Consider the following 18,471-nt stretch of genomic DNA (forward strand, 5'->3'; position numbering starts at 1 on the left):
TTTTCTAATGGTGCTTTACTGTCTTTATCTATTTTTGTGATTTCTACATTCCCCGTATCTACCATTTCATTTTCTACTTTTAATGATAGGACTTCGGTCATGCCTTTTTTAATTTCAAATGATACTGGTTTTTCTAACTTTTTATAACCAGGTAAACTTTCTACCTCTACTAATTCATACTTTCCTACTGATAAATCTGAAACATTTGCTTTTCCTTCTTTATCTGTCGTTACTTTTTTAACTTCGTTACCTTTCTCATCTTGGACAACGAACGTTACTCCCGCTAACGGTGCTTTATTATCTTTGTCTATCTTTGTTATTTCTACATTCCCCGTATCTACCATTTCATTTTCTATTTTTAATGATAAGACCTCGGTCATGCCTTTTGTAATTTCAAACGATACCGGCTCTATTAATTTCTTATAACCTGGTAAACTTTCTTTTTCAACTAATTTATACTTTCCTACTGATAAATCATCAATTGTTGCTTTTCCATCTTTATCTGTTGTTACTTCTTTTACTACTTTATCTTTTTCATCTCGTACTTCGAAGACTACGCCTTTTAATGCTTTCTGGCTGTCTTTATCTACTTTTTTGATTTCTACTGAACCTTTATCTAACTGTTCATTCTCTACTTTTAATGATAGGACTTTCGTCATACCTTTTGTAATTTCAAATGACACTGGCTCTGTTAGTTTCTTATAACCTGGTAAGCTTTTCGTCTCTACTAATTTGTACTTTCCTACTGAAAGATCTGAAACGTTTGCTTTTCCTTCTTTATCTGTTGTTACCTCTTTGACTACTTTATCTTTTTCATCTCGTACTTCGAAAACTACGCCTTTTAATGCTTTCTGGCTGTCTTTATCTACTTTTGTGATTTCTACTGAACCGTTTTCTAACTGTTCATTCTCTACTTTTAATGATAGGACTTTCGTCATACCTTTTGTAATTTCAAACGATACTGGCTCTGTTAGTTTCTTGTAACCTGGTAAGCTTTTCGTTTCTACTAATTTGTACTTTCCTACTGAAAGATCTGAAACGATTGCCTTTCCTTCTTTATCCGTCGTTACTTTTCTTACTACTTCACCTTTCTCATTTTGGACTTCAAATTCGACATCCGCTAATACTGAACCGTTTTCTTTGTCCACCTTTGAAATTTCTACATTACCTTTATCTGTCATTGCATTTTCTACTGTTATCGGGAATATACCGTCCCCTGTTACATTTACTTCGAATTCTGTTTCTTTTAATTGGTATCCTTCAGGCGCTTTCGTTTCTTTTAAAATATATTTTCCTGGCGCTAACGGTTTAGAAATTGCCTTACCATCTTTATCTGTAATAATATGCTCAACTACTACACCGTCTTTTACTATATCAAACTCTGCATTTGCTAATGGTTTTTCACCATTTTCTGAATCAATTTTCTTTAATTCAATTTGACCCTTTTGCAAAGTATTTTTAATTTCAATTGCTTTTGTTTCTCCAGCTTGAAGTGTAACCTCTACTGGAATCATTAATTTTTGATACCCTTCTGGCGCTACTGTTTCATAAATTTTATACGTCCCAGGAGCTAAAGTTTGAGGTACTGAAAAGCCGTTTTCGTCCGTTATCAATTTTGCAACAACTTCATTTGCACTATTTCGAACTTCAAATTCAGCACCTTTTAACCCTTTGTTCGGATTCTCAGCATCTATTTTATGAATCGATACTGTACCTTCTTTTGGAGCTTCAGGCGGCGTAACAGTTACTTCTTTCGATGTTAATGTTTTATCATCAAAATGTAATTCCGCTTTATTAGGAATCTTCTTATCTACGTAAGAAGATAAATCTGCATTAGCTTTAATTTTCGCCTTAATGCTGAGGTTAATTACCTGGTCTTCATATGACTTATAGTCAAAATTATCACCAAACGTAAATGTTACTTCACTCTTTTGTTTATCTATATTTAACGTTCCTTTAGAAGTAATATCTTGACCATTTTGATCATATACTTTTGCCTCTAATACTTCTAAAACATCTTCTAAATCATCACTAATTACCATTGACGTATAATTAGACGGGTTTTTCGGTATATGTGTACCAACTTGGTATTGAATAGCTTGATCCATTTGTGTTAACTGCTGATTCTCTACAAGCTTACCATTCTCATCAACTATATTTTTTTCAATGCTAGGTGGATTATCGTCACCTGAACCGGTTCCTCCCCCACCACTTACAAATACTTCTCCAACTTTTTCTTCAGTTACAATATTTTTACCTTCTAATTTCACTGTATTTTTATGAGGCTTTGCAGCAGGATTAGTAATTTTTGTTTTATATCTTAAAATATAACCTTTTGAACTGTCTGGAAATTCAATTGTAAATCCAGTTTTCGTTGCATTAATTTTAATTTTAGATAAATCTGCTGGCTTAATATTTGTTGGTGCATAGCCATCTTCAAATACAGCCTCTTCTAATACTAAGCTATCTGTAATTAATTCATGCCCAGGTCCTAATGTGTCTGTTAATTTAAGATCTTGCATTTCTGTTCCAGTTGCATTTACATATACAAGCCAATCAGCAATGGACGGATCTTCTTGATTATAAGAACCCCATTTCAATAGATTATCTGTATTGGGCTGTGGCTTCGGTCTCTCTGTCGTATTATTTACACTTACTTCTTTATTAACGATTTGACCATCAACGTTAAATTCTAATGGAATTTCTTTGACACCATCATATGCTTCTAGCCCAAAGTAGAATTCTACGAATAAAGAACCTTTAATGTTATTCTTTCCTTCTACGTAATCACCCATAGTACATGTCAATAGACCCTTTTTCATCTCACATGTACCAACTGTTTTTCCTTCAGCATCTTTTAAAGGAAAACTCATATTCATAAGATCTTTTCTAAATTCTTTTGGCATATCAATTGTGAATTGATCTCCACTTTTTATTTTTTCTTTAGCTGACCACTTCACTTCTACTTTCATACCATCTGAGGCTTGATATGGTTCAGACGTTGTACCATCAGTACGGGAGATATTAATCTCGTCCACTGGATTTTTTATCACAGCGGCTTGAATAACTGGAGCCCACACATTTAGCACTGAAAATAATACTAGAAAAACTAATGAAACCATCGAAATATACCTTTTAGTACTTTTCATTTGCATAATTCCCTCCTATTTTTTATATTTATATAACAAAAAAAGACCGTCCGGTTGCATCAAAAATGTGCAACCAGACGATCTTAGTAACCAATATGTATTACCGTAGACTCTAAGCTTTGCGGCCTATCCTTTCGAATAGTGTGCTAAAAATATTTTTTATTCTTTTTTTGTTTCATTTTCCTCTTAAACCAAATATTACTATACCGTCTGGACGGTTATAATTCAATACTCTATGAAATTGTTCTATTTTTCTAATAAAAAAAATAATTCACCAGTGCATTAAATAAGCAATGGTGAATTATTTTACATTATATAGTTCGTATATTCTATTTATACGAATTGCAAATAAGAGCTTGAATCACTTTCTCTCTTAATTCGGGGCTTAGTCTTCCAACCCCTAAATATTCCGAATACCATAATCCATCTGCCGCTAATCTAATAATTGTGGCACAAACTGAATCTATCTCATCATTTTCTATTTTATGTTGCAGTTGCTGAAATGATTGTTGTAACGGTTCAAGTAATTCAGGTTTTAGCATTAATGCTGCCATCATACTACTACCCAGCTCTTCTACTCTTCTCTCATTACTTAATCTTTCCTCTACAAAAGAACGTACCCACCTTCCTTTCTTCTCTAAGTCTTCCGCTACTTTATTGTGAATAGCGTCTTGATACTCCTCCGTCCCTTTGAGTATCATGCTCTCTATTAAAGCTTCTTTATTTGAAAAGTGATACAACAATCCACCTTTACTTATCCCCGCCTCTTTTGCTACCGCTTCTAAAGTTAACTTAGCAACCCCTTTACATTGCACAATTTGAGAAGCGGCTTCTAAAATCTTTTGCCGTGTTATACTTGTACTCATTCCTTTTTAAAACCCCATTTCTACTAAATTTATATAAATACGTACCTTATTTTTAATATCGCTGAGTAATAATAAATATTTTCTTTATACAACAAAAGCTTCATTGCCTTTGAATTGTTCGTTGCTTCTTCTATTAAAAATTTCCATATCATTCAATATGATAACATTAAATACCGAAAGTTGACTATACATCTATACTTTTATATTCATTGAAAATATATCCATAAACACGAAATGTATAAAAATTGATTATCCTTATATATCTAATCTATAATTTAAAGAGGTTTATATTTTCATAAAAATAAAGTGGAATTTTATAAGGCTGATTCCATTGGAAAAATTCTCTATTAGTTATTTAATATGCTTACTGGTTTTTTCTATCATTGTGAACGTTTTATAGTATACACTAGTTCCAAATTATGCTGACTCCTGGGGACCGATTTGGGTATCTATTATTATGTTTCCAATTCTTGGAAGCATCCCTTTTCTTATCGGTTGTTTATTTGGTGAATTTTGTTATAGAAAAATAAAAAGAAGTCACGAATTAAAGATCGGAATTCCTTTATTTATATTGTTAGGTATTTCTTACAATCATTTATTCTTTATGTGGTTTAACGACAGAGATTTTTTATCCTTTTATTTAGAAGCTTTTCTGGATACTGGCCTTCCTATTACTGTATCATCTTTACTGTTTTATCTTGTAAGACGGCGTTAATTCTTTATTCACTACATAAAAAAATGTTATTACTCCTGTTACATTGAGTAATAACATTTTTATTTTAAGCTATTTAACAAATTTGTTTCCAACTAGCATCCTTCACATCTTCACTAGTCGGCTTTCTAACTGATTTCACAAAACATTCCTCGCAAGCACCAAATGCAATGAAATTTTTCTGTGCTTGTCTTAACGAGACTTCATTCGCCCCGTCTTCCGTAAAAGACGAGCCATTCTATTTAATCCGCACTTAATCTCTTCTTATACCAATCCTGCATTCTCTCCGCATCTGCTACTCTCGTATGCTCTAGTTTATAATTGGATGATGCGTTAGAGAACTTATACGTACATAAATCCGCTCGGCGCTGGAAATATGATTGTGTCTTTTCCATTGATTGGACGTGCCTTCTTCTAACAAGCCCTGTATATTTGCCGACGCTGCGATATACAAGCGTAATTTGCTCTCCGTTTACACAGTAACCATTTGTTTTAAATGTTGCGTATCCAAGTGTAAAGATGAGGATTGCTAGCGGAATTAATGCCCACATGATGTAATACTTTTCAAAGTATATACTTATTCCAGTAAGCGGGATTGCTAGCATAGCGAAGAATATAAAACTATCAATGAGATAGCGGCGTAATGCTGCTTTTGGTAATGAAATAATGTTTTTATTCAGTTCATATGGTAGTTGTAAATGTGCGAGTAACTGTTGTACGCGATCTTTTCGAATGATAGGATGCAACGTAACTTTTTCTTTCTCGTCCCCCAGTCCTTTACTTTGAATCACTTCTACTTGTACAGCACAATAACCGAATGGCTGACGCAAAATACTTTCTTTTATCGTAATACCTTGAATACGGTGCAATTTTAGTACAAGCTCTTTCTTTTCAAGCAAACCTTGCGAAATGCGGACTTCGTCATTCCTTCGATTCACTGTGAAATCTCCATGTTTTAGCGCATAACCGATTGTCGATATAATCCACGAAAGGACGATCAAAATGGCTACCATGAAAATCCAGCCATATATATCATGTTCCATTACATACGACTTTACGCCATTCTCTATCCATTTTGGAATGTACTCATCTACTTGGTGGTACACGAAAAAGATTAATGAGAATAATAGTCCAAACTGACCAGATGTAACAGATGCTAATAAAATTTCTTTCCAAGTTAATTTGTATTCTGTCGCTTGTTTTTCTTCTGTAACGCTTTCTTTTTCGACTACTTTTTCTGATGTATCTTCTGCTTTCACTTCTGGAGTTGGCTCATTTAGCATTGCAATAAGCTCTGTTGCCTCTTCTACTGTAATACCAGCTAAGCTAACTTCTGCATCATCGCCTCCGCCAGCTGTTTCAATCTGAATTTTCTTTAAACCGAGCATTTGATATAACACGTTAGAACTTGTGTTAATCGTTTGAACACGTTCTTTATTTAAATAGCTCTCCTTCTTCACAAAGAGCCCTTGTTTCACATGTAATACGTTATTTTCAACCCAATATGTTGTGTAGTACCATTTTTCAAACGCTGAAAAAACGGTGAGTAAACCGAATCCAGCGGGAATTAAATACCAAAACGGGAATTTTCCGTTTAAGCTAAACATGAAAATAATGAGTGGTATAAAGTCTGTTATTTTTAATTCTAATAACATCGTAATGGGATGCTGCCTCTTATACATCCTCATCACTCACTTTCGCTAATTCTGCGATTTTCGTTTTCAACATTTCCGCTTCATACATCGTTAAGCCTGGGATGCTGTGAGAAGTTGCCGCCGTTGAAATGTGTAATTCTGCTAAGCCATATTTTCTCATAATCGGCCCTTGTTCAATCGTCACGTGTTGTACACGAATCATCGGCACTAATACGCGCTTTACGACGAAAAGACCGTGCTGAATTTCAAGCTCTTCTTCATTTAATTGATAACTGTAATAACGTTGACGTAGTTTCGGGAATAAGAAGTACGAAAATGGTGCGAACGCAACTGTTAGCCCAATCATCACATACAAAATCCACGCCCACCAATCAAACTTTATCATGAGGAAAAGGTAAGCTAAAATAACGAGGATACCAATCCCTTCTTCAATGACAGCACGAACTTTCCACACCTTGACCATGTCAGGGTGAATTTCATTCTTCAATGGATCCATGTAACCACTCCAAATCTAGTAATCTAATATATGAATACTCTCAAATTATATTTTACATAACTTTACAGGGAATTGAAATTCAATCTTCTTTCTTCTCGGGAATAAAATATCCGAACCACAGTAGCCAAATGAAACCGATTAGCTTCATCCAACTTCCATCCGCTTGAAAAGCTTCTATCATGCCTGGAATTTTATACACTCCAATGAACCCAAGAAAACCGAGCCACCAGTTTTTTTGCATTTTCACTTTTATTCCTCCTTCATTACGTTTTTCACATTTTGAATCCAAATTTCTTTATACTTTAACTGGAATCCCATCAGCATGTAATTACTCATATTATCGATTACGAGCGCTAACGTATGAGCATTTTCTTCCGTTGCATGTTGTGACACAACGTCAAGTTCTACACCTTTCTTCAATAAATCGTGGAAACCATTTAAGAAATTTTCTTGTATTTCAAATAAGCGTTTCTGATACTTTTCATTTCGCGCCGCAGTTACGATGAATTCATTTATAACACGTAATATTCCTTCTTGGCCTTCATACTCAGAGAGCATATGTAAACCATCGGCAATTAATTTTTCTGCAAAGTTTTCTTTCGTATATTGTTCTTTATTGAAATAACTCACGAAATGATACCCAGAAAAAATTTCTTCAAATAAAAAATCAACTAACGCTTCTTTAGAAGAAAAATGATAATAAATAGCCGGTTTTGAAATACCTACCTCTTTCGCGATCATGGAAAGGCTCATTTTCTCAATGCCGTGCTCTGCCATGAGTTTAAATGATGCCTCTACAATGTTTTGCGATGTTTGTAAATTCTTTGTCATACTGTACCTCACTTATTTTTACTTACCGGTCGGTAAGTAAATTATAAAATGAAACGAAATGATTTGCAAGTTAGTTAGCGTTCCAGGAGGAATTTATTGGTAAATAAAGAAAAGTATAAAGTAAAAGCAACATATAACAATAAGGAGGATATTCCTATGGGACTTGGCGGTAAAGGCGGTAGTGGTGGCACTGGTGGCGGTGAAGCTGGACAAGACGGTAAGAGCGTTAGTAGTGGGTATATAGTACTCATTGTGCTCTTTATCGTATTGATTGTAGTCGGAGTTGGCTATAACGGCATTAACTTCTAAAAAAGCATCCTACATTACACATGTAGGATGCTTTCTTTCTAATTTCTATTAAGTATTCGCATACGATAACAATTCATCGTCACTTCTCCGAGCCTTTGCAGTAATTGATAGTTCGCATATGCGCCGACCGGGGCACCGATTATTGGTACGAGCTGAAGCATTTTTGCTAAATCGATATAGTCTCGGTACTCTGTTTGGAACTTTTCCCAGTCCATATGATTTTCTTCTTCTGTATCCCACGTTTCGATTGCTTTCCATATTTCTTTTCGGTGATCGTCACTTGAAAAGGCAAGTTGAAAAACGTGAAGGATAAAAAGGCGCTCTTCTTTGTTACTTGTATCAAATCCGTACAATGTTGCGGCATCGAATAAAAATTTAATTTTAATGCCGAGTAAAAGCGGAAAATCAGCAAGGCCAAGGAGAATACCGCCAGCTCCCGTCCCTGCTCCTTCTGCCGCTGCTATTTTTTTGTACTCATCCATTTTTTTACGTACTTCGTCGTCTCTTCTTTGCAATGACCAGTTCGTCTCTTTTAATTTCGGCTTTATAAAGTTTGATCCAGCACTAATCGTTTGCACCATCATCCGAATCGTTTCCGTTAATACTTTTTGCACTTTCGCCGGAATAAGCTGTTGCACTTTCGTCTGCACTTTCTTAGAGAACCGTGTCATCATAGAAGAATCTTTCATGAATGTAGCTTTCCACTGCTCCAATTCTTTTATAACCTTCTCTTCGTATGTAATCATAGGTTCATTCCCTTCAATTTAAACGCTCAATACGTTTCGCCCCGTATTGATAAACGAAACCGATACTAAATACTATGCTTACGACTAGTAAAATTCCCGTCATCATGAAATCTTTCGTCGCAAGGGCGAATATAACTGTAAATACAACGCTGCCGGTAATAAGGATCGCATTTAATAAGACAAGAAAATCTTTCTTCTTCTCTTCTCCCCCTACCGGATACAAATCAAGCCAAATCTTCATGCGGTGATGCTTCCATAAAGTTAATAGCTGATAACCGATTAAGTATAGGAAAATAAGGCTTACGATAAATCGTCCATATAAAAACGGAATGAAGTAAAGAATAACTCCTCCAAGCGCGAGCAGGCGCACATATAAGCCGAAATAGTTACCAGATCGTAAAAACGTTCTCGTATATAAGTATAAATATGTACGCTTCTCACCAATCATCGAAAGAATGAAATCAAGCCATTTTCTACGTGCTACTCTTTCTTTTAATGCTGGTACATCAACGAACATGTTCGCGATGCGGTACAGCAGCATCATCTTCTTACCTTCTTCAGAAATTAAGTACTCCCAGTTTAGCGGCTTTCCCTTCACCATTTGATGCAGTACTACAAGGTATAACACCATGAGAAGGACGATTCCGCCAACAAAAATAACGGAAGTACGCTCTACAAGGAAGTACACAAATAAACCGTTTAAAATAAAACGAATGAACCAATCAGCTCTTTGTATATTTTGATCTGTTAAAAATGATTTTTCCCATGCGACGAATAAGTTCCACGCTTTTACAATGACAAACGCGAGTACAATCCATATGTAAGCCGCTCCTGTTTGCTTCATTTGCTGGAAGTATAACGGGGCAAGCGCTGCCGCTACGATTGCGATTATGTATAACTGAATCATAAACGTAAAGAGAAATGCCTTTGTAAAGTACGGTTTTAACTTTTCTTCAACTGGCAGCAAGTAAACGAGATCTGCTTCTTTTAATAACGTTTGAATGGATCCGGCCGTTAATACGAGTCCGAGCAACACTGCCATAACAAGCGCTGTCGGAAATGAAGGTGTTAACGTTTGTAACCATTGCTGATAATAATACGCTCCTGCGCCGATGATAAATACGAAAATAAATTTCAAATGATCATTAAATACGTATTTACTATATGTACGAACTTCTTTTAGAAAGTGACGAAATCGTTCTTTCCATAATGCTGTGCTATTCATAATCTTCTTCCTTCGTTAATGCAATATAAATATCATCTAACGTTGCACCTGGCATATTAAACTGTGATTGCAGTTCAGATAATGTTCCCTTCGCTCTTACTTCGCCTTGATGCAAAATAATAAACGAATCACAATAACGCTCTGCCGTCGCTAAAATATGTGTACTCATTAAAATACCTGCACCGCTCTTTTTCATTTGATCCATCATTTGAAGGAGTGATTGAATCGCTAACGGATCAAGCCCAACGAAAGGTTCGTCCACAATGTAAAGAGATGGTTCCACTAAAAAGGCACTCATAATCATTACTTTTTGTTTCATCCCTTTTGAGAAATGAGATGGAAACCATTTCAAACGATTTTTCATGCGAAATTCTTGTAATAGTTGTCCTACACGTTCTTCATATTGTTGTTCATCGACACCGTACGCCATCGCTGTTAATTTCAAATGTTCTTCTAGCGTTAGCTCATCATATAATACTGGTGTTTCTGGGATGAACGAAAAACTAGAACGGTACGCTGTCATATCATCACGAATTGTTTTCCCGTTAATTGTGACAGTTCCTTTTTTCGGTTCCATTAAACCGATAATATGTTTAATTGTCGTACTCTTCCCGGCTCCATTTAAACCGATTAAGCCGACAAGTTCGCCTTTATTCACAGAGAACGAAACATCTTTTAGTACAGGTCGTTTCGTATATCCTCCTGTAACATTTTCTACACGCAATAACTCGCTCATACGACACCACTTTCTTCATTAGTATTCATTCTATATTCATCTTACCAAAAATAGCGCCGTACTACATAGTATCGATGCCCTCAAAAAAAAATTTAAATTTGTTAGCATATATTTTTACGAAAGCGGACATCATAATTAGTGAAGAAGGAACACATTGAAAAAGCAACCACCAATTGATGAGTACAACAACATAGTGAAGTCATCATGAAATGGGGTGTCCATGTTGGACAAAGAAATTTACACATAACCAGATCATTTGTTTCATTTTAGAAACGGGGTGTCTCCGAAAGAGCATATACTGTTTTAAAAAATAAACAATTTCCTTTTATAAAGATTGCAATTCATTTCACTTGAAAATGGGGTGTCTACGGCAGAAACTTTAGCCGATTTACCGTGCATTTCTTAAATAAATGAGGTGTCTGCGAAACGTAAATTACGATAATGCTTTTTCAATCCCTCTTCAGAAAACAGGAAGCTGAGTCAGCTTCCTGTTTTTCGTGTTTGTTCTCTTATATAATTATGGTAAAATACGGCTAAGGCTACTTGAAAGGATGAGATCAATGAACCATACAGCGGACAATTGTATTTTTTGTAAAATTATTGACGGGCAAATCCCTTGCTCAAAAGTATACGAAGATGAACATGTGCTTGCATTTTTAGATATTAGTCAAGTAACAAAAGGACATACTCTTGTTATTCCAAAAGTTCACAAACAAGACATTTTTGCGTTAACGCCAGAAATCGCATCACACATTTTTTCTGTCGTTCCGAAAATCGCAAATGCGATTAAAGCAGAGTTTAATCCAGTTGGCTTTAACCTACTTAACAATAACGGTGAAAAAGCTGGACAAACTGTGTTCCACTTCCACCTTCATTTAATTCCACGCTATGGTGAAAACGATGGTTTCGGTGCTGTTTGGAAATCACATCAAAATGAATACACAATGGAAAATTTACAAAAAATCGCAAGTACAATTGCAAATAGTGTGGAATAGTGACACTATAATAAGAAGTAATACATAACAAGCCACTTTCCTAAAGTGATTACATCTTGCATGGCTTGTTTCTCCATTCAAGATGCCGGGGACTGTGCACTGCACACTTTTCTTTCCCTTGTCTTAAAGATATGCATATTTTTTCACATCATGAATACGAACAAAAAATAAGGAGGTTTCCTTTTATGTCAAAAGCTAAATCCTTTATTACAGGTGTCATTTGCGGCGGAGCAGTTGCTGGATTAGCCGTTCTTTTCTCTACTCCTTCTTCTGGTAAAGCTATGCGCGGTAAGCTGAAAGAAAAAGGAACTGATATTAAAAAGACTTTAGCTGATATTACAGCTGATACAAAATTATTAAAACGTCAAATCGTTGAAACTGCTTCGGAAGGTAAAGAAGTGTTTCAAGAATTAAAAGAAGATATGCAAGACACGCTTTCTAACTGGAAGCAAGATATTTCTCAAAACAAACGACATATTGAGCAAGAAATTTTGGACATTCAAAAATCAATTGAGAAACTACAAGAAGCTGTTCCGGAAAAAGCGTAAACAAATTCCTGCTTAGTTTTTTGCATATAACAAATATTTTTTATATAAATTGACCTTAACACGGCATATCACACAGATATGCCGTGTTTTTATGCATTTACAATATATGTTATCACTTAACAGGTAAGGACAACACATGTATTCACGACTCATAAAACGCTTCCATAGTTATGCATGATTTGTATAGAATGTCATTTTTCCGAAAAATTTTCACAATTCTCACAAAAAGACTTTATTAATTTTTACTTTACTGGCATAATAGATAGTAATGAAAAAGAATGTTAAAGTGGGTGAGTAAATGAAAAGTGGAGAAAAAGATTACTCGGTAAAAGAAGCGATGATTTTCAGCCAACGCATTGCTCAATTATCGAAAGCGTTATGGAAATGTGTAGAGAAAGATTGGCAACAGTGGATTAAGCCTTACGATTTAAACATTAATGAGCATCATATTTTGTCAATCGCTTATCATTTAAAAGGGGCTTCTATTTCTGAGATTGCTAAGTTTGGAGTTATGCACGTATCAACGGCGTTTAACTTCTCGAAAAAGCTGGAAGAACGCGGCTATCTTGTATTCTCGAAAAAAGAAGATGATAAACGAAATACGTACATTGAGATTACAGACAAAGGAGAAGAATTACTACTTCGCTTAATGGAGGAGTATGATCCTGAAAATAACTCTGTATTTAATGGGGCTCTTGCACTTCGTAATTTCTATGGTAAGTTCCCAGAAAATATCGAACTTATCGCTATCTTGCGCAACATTTACGGACAAGACTTCATCGATATTTTTGAGAAATCATTAGAGAATATTGAAGAGAATTTTACGGAATCCGATCAGAAGTTAGTTAAGAAGTAATCTATTTATTTTTTCGCAATCATGCTTAAGAATTCATTCATAAGCGGATTAAATAAACCTTGTTTTGCTAGCGCTTCCGCAGTTTCGTGTACTTCGAGCTGATGTGGAAGCGCTTTTTCAAATTGATCTAACAGCGCATCGAACAAAAGAAGCCCTTCTGCTTTCTCCACTACATATTGCTCGTTCAATATTTCACAAAGATTTAGTATACGTTCAATATCTTTTTTACGAGCTTTTTTCTTTATGATCAAAGAATAAAATGGACACTTTTCTTCATCAATCATTTTAAATAGTAGGTCTACGTAGTATTCAGCTTGTTCTAATCTTCTAACAACGTCCATTTTCTCCCTCTCTTTCTAACACAAAGTCTTCTATTTCTGAATTTTATAACACGAACAAAATATCGTATGATACAATATATAAAGTATATGTATTTTACCAAAAGGAGGTCTCGCCTCATGACACTTATAACAGTTGTTTTTGTCGCATTCGCACTTCTTGTTATATTTTACACGAATTTCATGACACATACACTGTGTGAACGAAAACAAATAGCTGCGAGCCGCCAACCCGGTGTCTTTCGGGTTATTAATGTATGTATAACAATTTTATTAATTTCTAGTTATATAGAAATTATATTTCATGGAAAGTGAGGAAGGAAGCCCCTTCCTCACTTTTTTCCTCTATAAGCAAATTATACCTACTATAACCAATAAAATAAACAGTACAAGTAATAAAATAAGTTGAGAATTCATCCCCATCCCCCTCCTCTTTTCTGTATATGCGACATGCGCCCAATATGGAACACCTTCAAAATCTGACACGTACTGGTTAATTTTTCTTTATCAATATGAAATCGAGTCGAAATATGATATATTAAATTTTGTACATATTGCTTATACTATGAAATAAATGACACGCATCTTAACTTTATCCTCAGCCTCGGTAAGCCCTGTTAAGCGCGCTTTACCAATATACAAAGCAAAAGTATCAGTGAGACTTAATCGGGCTCTTATGAACTAAAATTCATTGGTGTAGGATAAATTAAAAATACATAATAGTAGGAGTGTTTATCGAATGAAGAAAGCTATGCTTGCCTTAGCCGCAACAAGTGTAATCGCATTATCAGCATGTGGAACATCATCATCAGACAAAATCGTTACATCTAAAGCTGGTGACATTACAAAAGACGAGTTCTACGATCAAATGAAGACACAAGCTGGTAAACAAGTACTAAACAACATGGTTATGGAAAAAGTACTTATTAAAAACTACAAAGTTGAAGACAAAGAAGTAGACAAAAAGTTCGATGAAATGAAAAAACAATACGGTGATCAATTCGATACACTATTAAAACAACAAGGTATTAAAGAAGAAACTTTAAAAACTGGTGTGCGTGCTCAATTAGCTCAAGAAAAAGCTATCGAGAAAACAATCACTGATAAAGAATTAAAAGATAACTACAAGCCTGAAGTTAAGGCAAGTCACATTCTTGTAAAAGATGAAGCGACTGCTAAAAAGGTTAAAGAAGAACTTGGACAAGGTAAATCTTTCGAAGAGTTAGCGAAACAATACTCTGAAGATACTGGTTCAAAAGAAAAAGGTGGCGACTTAGGATTCTTCGAACACGGTAAAATGGTTAAAGAATTCGAAGATGCTGCTTATAAACTGAAAAAAGATGAAGTAAGCGAACCTGTAAAAACACAATTCGGTTACCACATCATTAAAGTTACAGACATTAAAGAACCAGAAAAATCATTCGAGCAATCAAAAGCTGACATCAAAAAAGAAGTCGTTCAGAAGAAAGCACAAGACGGCGAATTCATGAACGATCTTATGATGAAAGAAATCAAAAAAGCTGACGTAAAAGTTGACGATAAAGATTTAAAAGATCTTTTCGAAGAGAAAAAAGCTGACGCTAAGAAAGACGAAAAGAAATAATGAATTGAAAAAAGCTTGGGCTTAGGCCCGAGCTTTTTTGTATACTCTCTTCTCTCGATAAATGAAATTATAAGGTTAATTCTCAAATAGATTAACCTTGGTCCTAAATATAGCAGTGATTTTTCAATTATATCGACTCACCAGTAAAAACTGACAGTGATTGCGATCCCCTCTTCAAAAACACAAAAAAACCTTGATCCACGTAGCACGGAACCAAGGTTTATCTTATTATCATTGATTAAATGATAAAATTATGTTAAATTAGTACAGAAACACGCTTTCTAAAATGAAAGGAACGTATTTATCCGTATCTTAATTGTACACCAAAACACATCTTCAGTCAACCTCTATTTTTCACTTTTAAAGGAGTGCTTACCGTATGAACAAAAAACTTGATTTAGAGCAAAAAAGATTGGATACCGTAATAGAAACAATTACGGAGCAAATTGATAAACTGGAAAACGAAACTGGCAGACGCCGGGCAGAAGTAATCCATATTCGTAAACACTTCTGGGATGACGTGAAAGTGAATACTGATACTTTTGATGATTATCTTGAAACAGTTATCAACTTAAGACAACAAGCTCAGTCACTAGCTGTCACACAAATTACCCATAAGCACACCTTTAATCGACTTGCCGCATTAAGACGCATGCATAAAGCACCTTACTTCGGACGAATTGATTTCAAAGAAGAAGGAGAATCTGCTGCGGAGAAAATTTATATCGGCGTAGCTACACTTACTGATGCAAGCGGAGAAAACTTTCTTATATATGACTGGCGCGCACCCATTTCGAGTGTGTACTACGATTATCCACCAGGACCGGCTGAATACAGTACACCAGGCGGCGTAATCCACGGTAATGTGGAGAAAAAATTACAATACATTATCCAAAATGGCGAGATTGATTCTATGTTCGATACGAGCCTTACAATTGGTGATGAAATCTTGCAGCAAGCGCTCGGAAAAGGTACAAACAAACATATGCAAAGCATCGTTGCTACAATTCAGCGCGAGCAAAATGAAATTATTCGTCACGATGAAGGCCGACTCCTTATCGTGCAAGGAGCTGCTGGTAGTGGTAAAACGTCAGCTGCCCTGCAACGAATCGCCTACTTACTATATAAATATCGCGAATGGTTAAAAGCTGATCAAATTATTCTCTTCTCCCCTAACTCTATGTTCAACAGCTACGTATCTAACGTATTGCCTGAACTTGGTGAAGAAAATATGCAGCAAGTGACTTTCCAAGAATATTTAAACCATAGACTAAGCAAGTCATTTGACGTTGAAGATCCTTATGAACAATTAGAATATATGTTAACCGAAACGAATAGCCCTACCTATAAAACGAGAAATGCGAGCATTCGATTTAAAGCATCAACCCAATTTTTCGAGATGATTAGAGCGTATAGACAATCCCTTGAATCTTCAGGCATGCTATTTAGAGGAATGAAATTTAGAGGAAAGTTAATTGTTTCTGCTAAAGAAATTACAGAGCAATTTTATAATACGGATTCCTCCCTCCGCTTCCATAATCGAATTGAAAAGTTAACGGATTGGCTAAATAAACAAATAGATGCAATTGAAAAAACAGAACTGAAAAAGCCTTGGGTAGAAGAAGAAATTGAATTACTTAGCAAAGATGAATACCAAAAGGCTTATAAATATTTACAGAAAAAAGGCGAGTTTGACGACAACTCCTTCCATGATTTCGAGAAAGAAACGAGAGTACTTGGACGTATGATTGTCCGTAAAAAATTGAAGCCACTTCGTAAAGGCGTTCAAACATTGCGTTTCATCAATTTCACAGGCATATATAAACAACTCTTCACAGATGCATCATGGGTTACTGGGGAAAAACCAAAAGAATGGGATGACATTTGCTCCTTAACAGTAAACATGCTTGATGAAGGAAAGCTATATTACGAGGATGCGACTCCATTTTTACTTTTAAAAGAATTAATTGAAGGCTTCCAAACGAATAGATCGATTAAACACGTACTCGTAGACGAAGCGCAAGATTATTCGCCGTTTCAATTTGAGTTTTTAAAACGTCTCTTCCCTGCTGCAAGAATGACTGTACTAGGAGACTTTAACCAAGCGATATTTGCCCATGCAAGTGAAGCAGTGAATTTCAATACACTTACTAGCTTATACGGACCAGATGAAACGAACGGCATCAACTTAACTCGTAGCTATCGCTCAACAAAACCAATTATTGAATTTACACGTGCTCTCGTACCGGAAGGCAAGAACATTCACGCCTTTGAACGTGACGGCGAGAAACCTACAGTGACGAAAGTATCGAATGACAGCGAACTGCACGAACATATTACTGCCAAAGTTGCTGAACTACAAAAACAACAGCACAATACGATCGCAATTATATGTAAATCTGCAGCTGAAAGCGCCGCTGCCTACGAAGCACTTCGTCATATCGAGAATATTAAACTTGTGAAAAGTAACTCAGCCGAGTATGAACAAGGTATTGTCGTGATCCCTGCTTACTTAGCGAAAGGTATCGAATTTGATGCTGTTATTATTTACAATGCATCTAAAGATGTATACAGCGATGAGAGCGTTCGTAGATTGTTCTACACTGCTTGTACGCGCGCAATGCATGAACTGCAACTTTATAGCGTTGGCGAGGTTAGTCCTTTTATACTTGGGGCTGATTCGGAGAGTTTTGAACTTATTACACCTTGATAACAATCAAGGTGTTTCTTTTTTTGCAGGATTTACACCTTTAAAGTAGAATATATCATTTTAGAAAAAAGTTAAGGAGTGAAAAGATGAACCATTATTTTATTGCTATTTATGACGGCGTATTTCCTACCGAAAAATTACATACCATTTTACAGTCTAATCCTACTTTTACCGACCTAAACGTCCGTCCTCTCGAAATCTCATCACCAAGACCTTTCACATTATTAGTTGGCGAAGAACACGATACACTCACAACTGGACTTACAGACAAATACCACTTATTAACGAAAGAGTTGCAAACACTTGAGCAGCAAGAAAAGTACTACTATGTATACGATTATAAAATTAGAAAGACCATCGAGAATCCTATCCAAAAATGCTTTCCATTAGCACAAATCCATATAAGTGTTACGAAATTCCATCAGATGATTCAAAAAGTAAAAGACTTAAAACGACCTGTTTTTGCAGGTTATAACATTGTCTCTCATGATGCAGACATACTTACGATTGATGTACTTCTTTCTTCACCTTTACTAGATCCTAACACTTCCGAAAAAAATGCGGAAGAATACGCCTATTTACAACAACTAGCTGAATCAATCTCTCGTTCCGAATTATGTATTTCTATTAAAGAGAGTTCACTTATTTAGAAACGAAAAAGAGGGTTATTTATCATAACCCTCTTCTACTATCTAT

The 18,471-nt window shown here is 35.5% G+C and carries 19 protein-coding genes, 1 pseudogene and 1 riboswitch; of the genes and pseudogenes, 9 read left to right on the top strand and 11 right to left on the bottom strand.

The window, feature by feature from the left end; translation table 11 throughout:
- The coding region (locus tag JDS82_RS26880) for a SpaA isopeptide-forming pilin-related protein (protein ID WP_199714218.1) at positions 1-3,155 on the bottom strand (3,155 nt) is incomplete at its 3' end.
- 59 nt (positions 3,156-3,214) lie between these two features.
- Positions 3,215-3,307, bottom strand: a riboswitch (cyclic di-GMP riboswitch).
- Between the two features lie 171 nt (positions 3,308-3,478).
- Positions 3,479-4,015 carry a TetR/AcrR family transcriptional regulator gene (locus tag JDS82_RS26885; protein ID WP_098058789.1) on the bottom strand — a complete coding sequence of 179 codons (537 nt, stop codon included), beginning with the start codon at positions 4,013-4,015 and terminating at the stop codon, positions 3,479-3,481.
- Positions 4,016-4,454: 439 nt separating this feature from the next.
- Here JDS82_RS26885 and JDS82_RS26890 point away from each other — a divergent pair, with 439 nt between their 5' ends.
- A complete protein-coding gene (locus JDS82_RS26890) occupies positions 4,455-4,730 on the top strand; it encodes a hypothetical protein (protein WP_346011136.1) in 276 nt (91 codons plus the stop codon).
- 73 nt (positions 4,731-4,803) lie between these two features.
- On the opposite strand, the pseudogene JDS82_RS26895 reads toward JDS82_RS26890, so the two are convergent.
- From JDS82_RS26895 to JDS82_RS26915, 5 genes and pseudogenes are all read right to left on the bottom strand, one after another.
- Positions 4,804-4,947, bottom strand: a pseudogene (locus tag JDS82_RS26895) (CPCC family cysteine-rich protein); the annotation flags it as partial.
- A 22-nt stretch (positions 4,948-4,969) separates the two neighbouring features.
- Positions 4,970-6,409 carry a PH domain-containing protein gene (locus JDS82_RS26900; RefSeq protein WP_199714219.1) on the bottom strand — a complete coding sequence of 480 codons (1,440 nt, stop codon included), beginning with the start codon at positions 6,407-6,409 and terminating at the stop codon, positions 4,970-4,972.
- Positions 6,402-6,878, bottom strand: a complete 477-nt coding sequence (locus JDS82_RS26905) for a PH domain-containing protein (RefSeq protein WP_000371356.1) — start codon at positions 6,876-6,878, stop codon at positions 6,402-6,404. The genes JDS82_RS26900 and JDS82_RS26905 overlap by 8 nt, the downstream gene beginning before the upstream one ends.
- A 79-nt stretch (positions 6,879-6,957) precedes the next feature.
- Positions 6,958-7,125 (bottom strand): hypothetical protein, encoded by a 168-nt coding sequence (locus tag JDS82_RS26910; RefSeq protein WP_000783815.1) that lies wholly within the window; start codon positions 7,123-7,125, stop codon positions 6,958-6,960.
- A 2-nt stretch (positions 7,126-7,127) separates the two neighbouring features.
- Positions 7,128-7,709, bottom strand: coding sequence for a TetR/AcrR family transcriptional regulator (locus JDS82_RS26915; protein ID WP_199714220.1), 582 nt, complete (start codon positions 7,707-7,709; stop codon positions 7,128-7,130).
- Positions 7,710-7,865: 156 nt separating this feature from the next.
- Here JDS82_RS26915 and JDS82_RS26920 point away from each other — a divergent pair, with 156 nt between their 5' ends.
- Entirely contained in the window at positions 7,866-8,018 is a 153-nt protein-coding gene (locus tag JDS82_RS26920) for a sporulation protein YjcZ (protein WP_075310498.1), read from the top strand.
- 38 nt (positions 8,019-8,056) lie between these two features.
- On the opposite strand, the gene ecsC is transcribed toward JDS82_RS26920, so the two are convergent.
- Genes ecsC through ecsA form a run of 3 tightly spaced genes read right to left on the bottom strand, consistent with a single transcriptional unit; the run spans position 8,057 to position 10,725 of the window.
- A complete protein-coding gene (gene ecsC / locus JDS82_RS26925) occupies positions 8,057-8,764 on the bottom strand; it encodes an ecs operon protein EcsC (protein ID WP_064471027.1) in 708 nt (235 codons plus the stop codon).
- Positions 8,765-8,777: 13 nt separating this feature from the next.
- The gene (gene ecsB / locus JDS82_RS26930) at positions 8,778-9,989 is read right to left on the bottom strand and encodes an ABC transporter permease EcsB (RefSeq protein ID WP_001089115.1); all 1,212 of its coding nucleotides are present in this window, start codon (positions 9,987-9,989) and stop codon (positions 8,778-8,780) included.
- The gene (gene ecsA, locus JDS82_RS26935) at positions 9,982-10,725 is read right to left on the bottom strand and encodes an ABC transporter ATP-binding protein EcsA (RefSeq protein WP_001292607.1); all 744 of its coding nucleotides are present in this window, start codon (positions 10,723-10,725) and stop codon (positions 9,982-9,984) included. Before ecsA ends, ecsB begins: the two co-directional genes overlap by 8 nt.
- Before the next feature lie 560 nt (positions 10,726-11,285).
- Here ecsA and JDS82_RS26940 point away from each other — a divergent pair.
- The 3 genes from JDS82_RS26940 (at position 11,286) to JDS82_RS26950 (ending at position 13,124) form a co-directional block, all read left to right on the top strand.
- On the top strand, positions 11,286-11,720 hold the full coding sequence (locus JDS82_RS26940; protein WP_048561778.1) for an HIT family protein: 435 nt from the start codon (positions 11,286-11,288) through the stop codon (positions 11,718-11,720).
- Between the two features lie 185 nt (positions 11,721-11,905).
- Positions 11,906-12,268 carry a YtxH domain-containing protein gene (locus JDS82_RS26945; RefSeq protein WP_000030297.1) on the top strand — a complete coding sequence of 121 codons (363 nt, stop codon included), beginning with the start codon at positions 11,906-11,908 and terminating at the stop codon, positions 12,266-12,268.
- Between the two features lie 298 nt (positions 12,269-12,566).
- Positions 12,567-13,124, top strand: a complete 558-nt coding sequence (locus JDS82_RS26950; protein WP_000834920.1) for an HTH-type transcriptional regulator Hpr — start codon at positions 12,567-12,569, stop codon at positions 13,122-13,124.
- Positions 13,125-13,129: 5 nt separating this feature from the next.
- Here JDS82_RS26950 and JDS82_RS26955 read toward each other — a convergent pair whose 3' ends face one another.
- The gene (locus tag JDS82_RS26955; RefSeq protein ID WP_048561777.1) at positions 13,130-13,465 is read right to left on the bottom strand and encodes a DUF1878 family protein; all 336 of its coding nucleotides are present in this window, start codon (positions 13,463-13,465) and stop codon (positions 13,130-13,132) included.
- A gap of 117 nt (positions 13,466-13,582) precedes the next feature.
- On the opposite strand from JDS82_RS26955, the gene JDS82_RS26960 reads away from it, so the two are divergent.
- The 4 genes from JDS82_RS26960 (at position 13,583) to JDS82_RS26975 (ending at position 18,425) form a co-directional block, all read left to right on the top strand.
- A complete protein-coding gene (locus tag JDS82_RS26960) occupies positions 13,583-13,777 on the top strand; it encodes a hypothetical protein (protein WP_000172690.1) in 195 nt (64 codons plus the stop codon).
- A gap of 424 nt (positions 13,778-14,201) precedes the next feature.
- Positions 14,202-15,065 (top strand): peptidylprolyl isomerase PrsA, encoded by an 864-nt coding sequence (prsA, locus tag JDS82_RS26965; RefSeq protein WP_199714221.1) that lies wholly within the window; start codon positions 14,202-14,204, stop codon positions 15,063-15,065.
- Between the two features lie 379 nt (positions 15,066-15,444).
- Entirely contained in the window at positions 15,445-17,775 is a 2,331-nt protein-coding gene (gene helD, locus JDS82_RS26970) for an RNA polymerase recycling motor HelD (RefSeq protein WP_199714222.1), read from the top strand.
- Between the two features lie 86 nt (positions 17,776-17,861).
- Positions 17,862-18,425 carry a hypothetical protein gene (locus tag JDS82_RS26975; protein ID WP_199714223.1) on the top strand — a complete coding sequence of 188 codons (564 nt, stop codon included), beginning with the start codon at positions 17,862-17,864 and terminating at the stop codon, positions 18,423-18,425.
- The last annotated feature ends 46 nt before the right edge of the window (positions 18,426-18,471 follow it).

The sequence above is a fragment of the Bacillus cereus group sp. N14 genome, from assembly GCF_016483555.1.
GTDB classification, from domain to species: domain Bacteria; phylum Bacillota; class Bacilli; order Bacillales; family Bacillaceae_G; genus Bacillus_A; species Bacillus_A wiedmannii.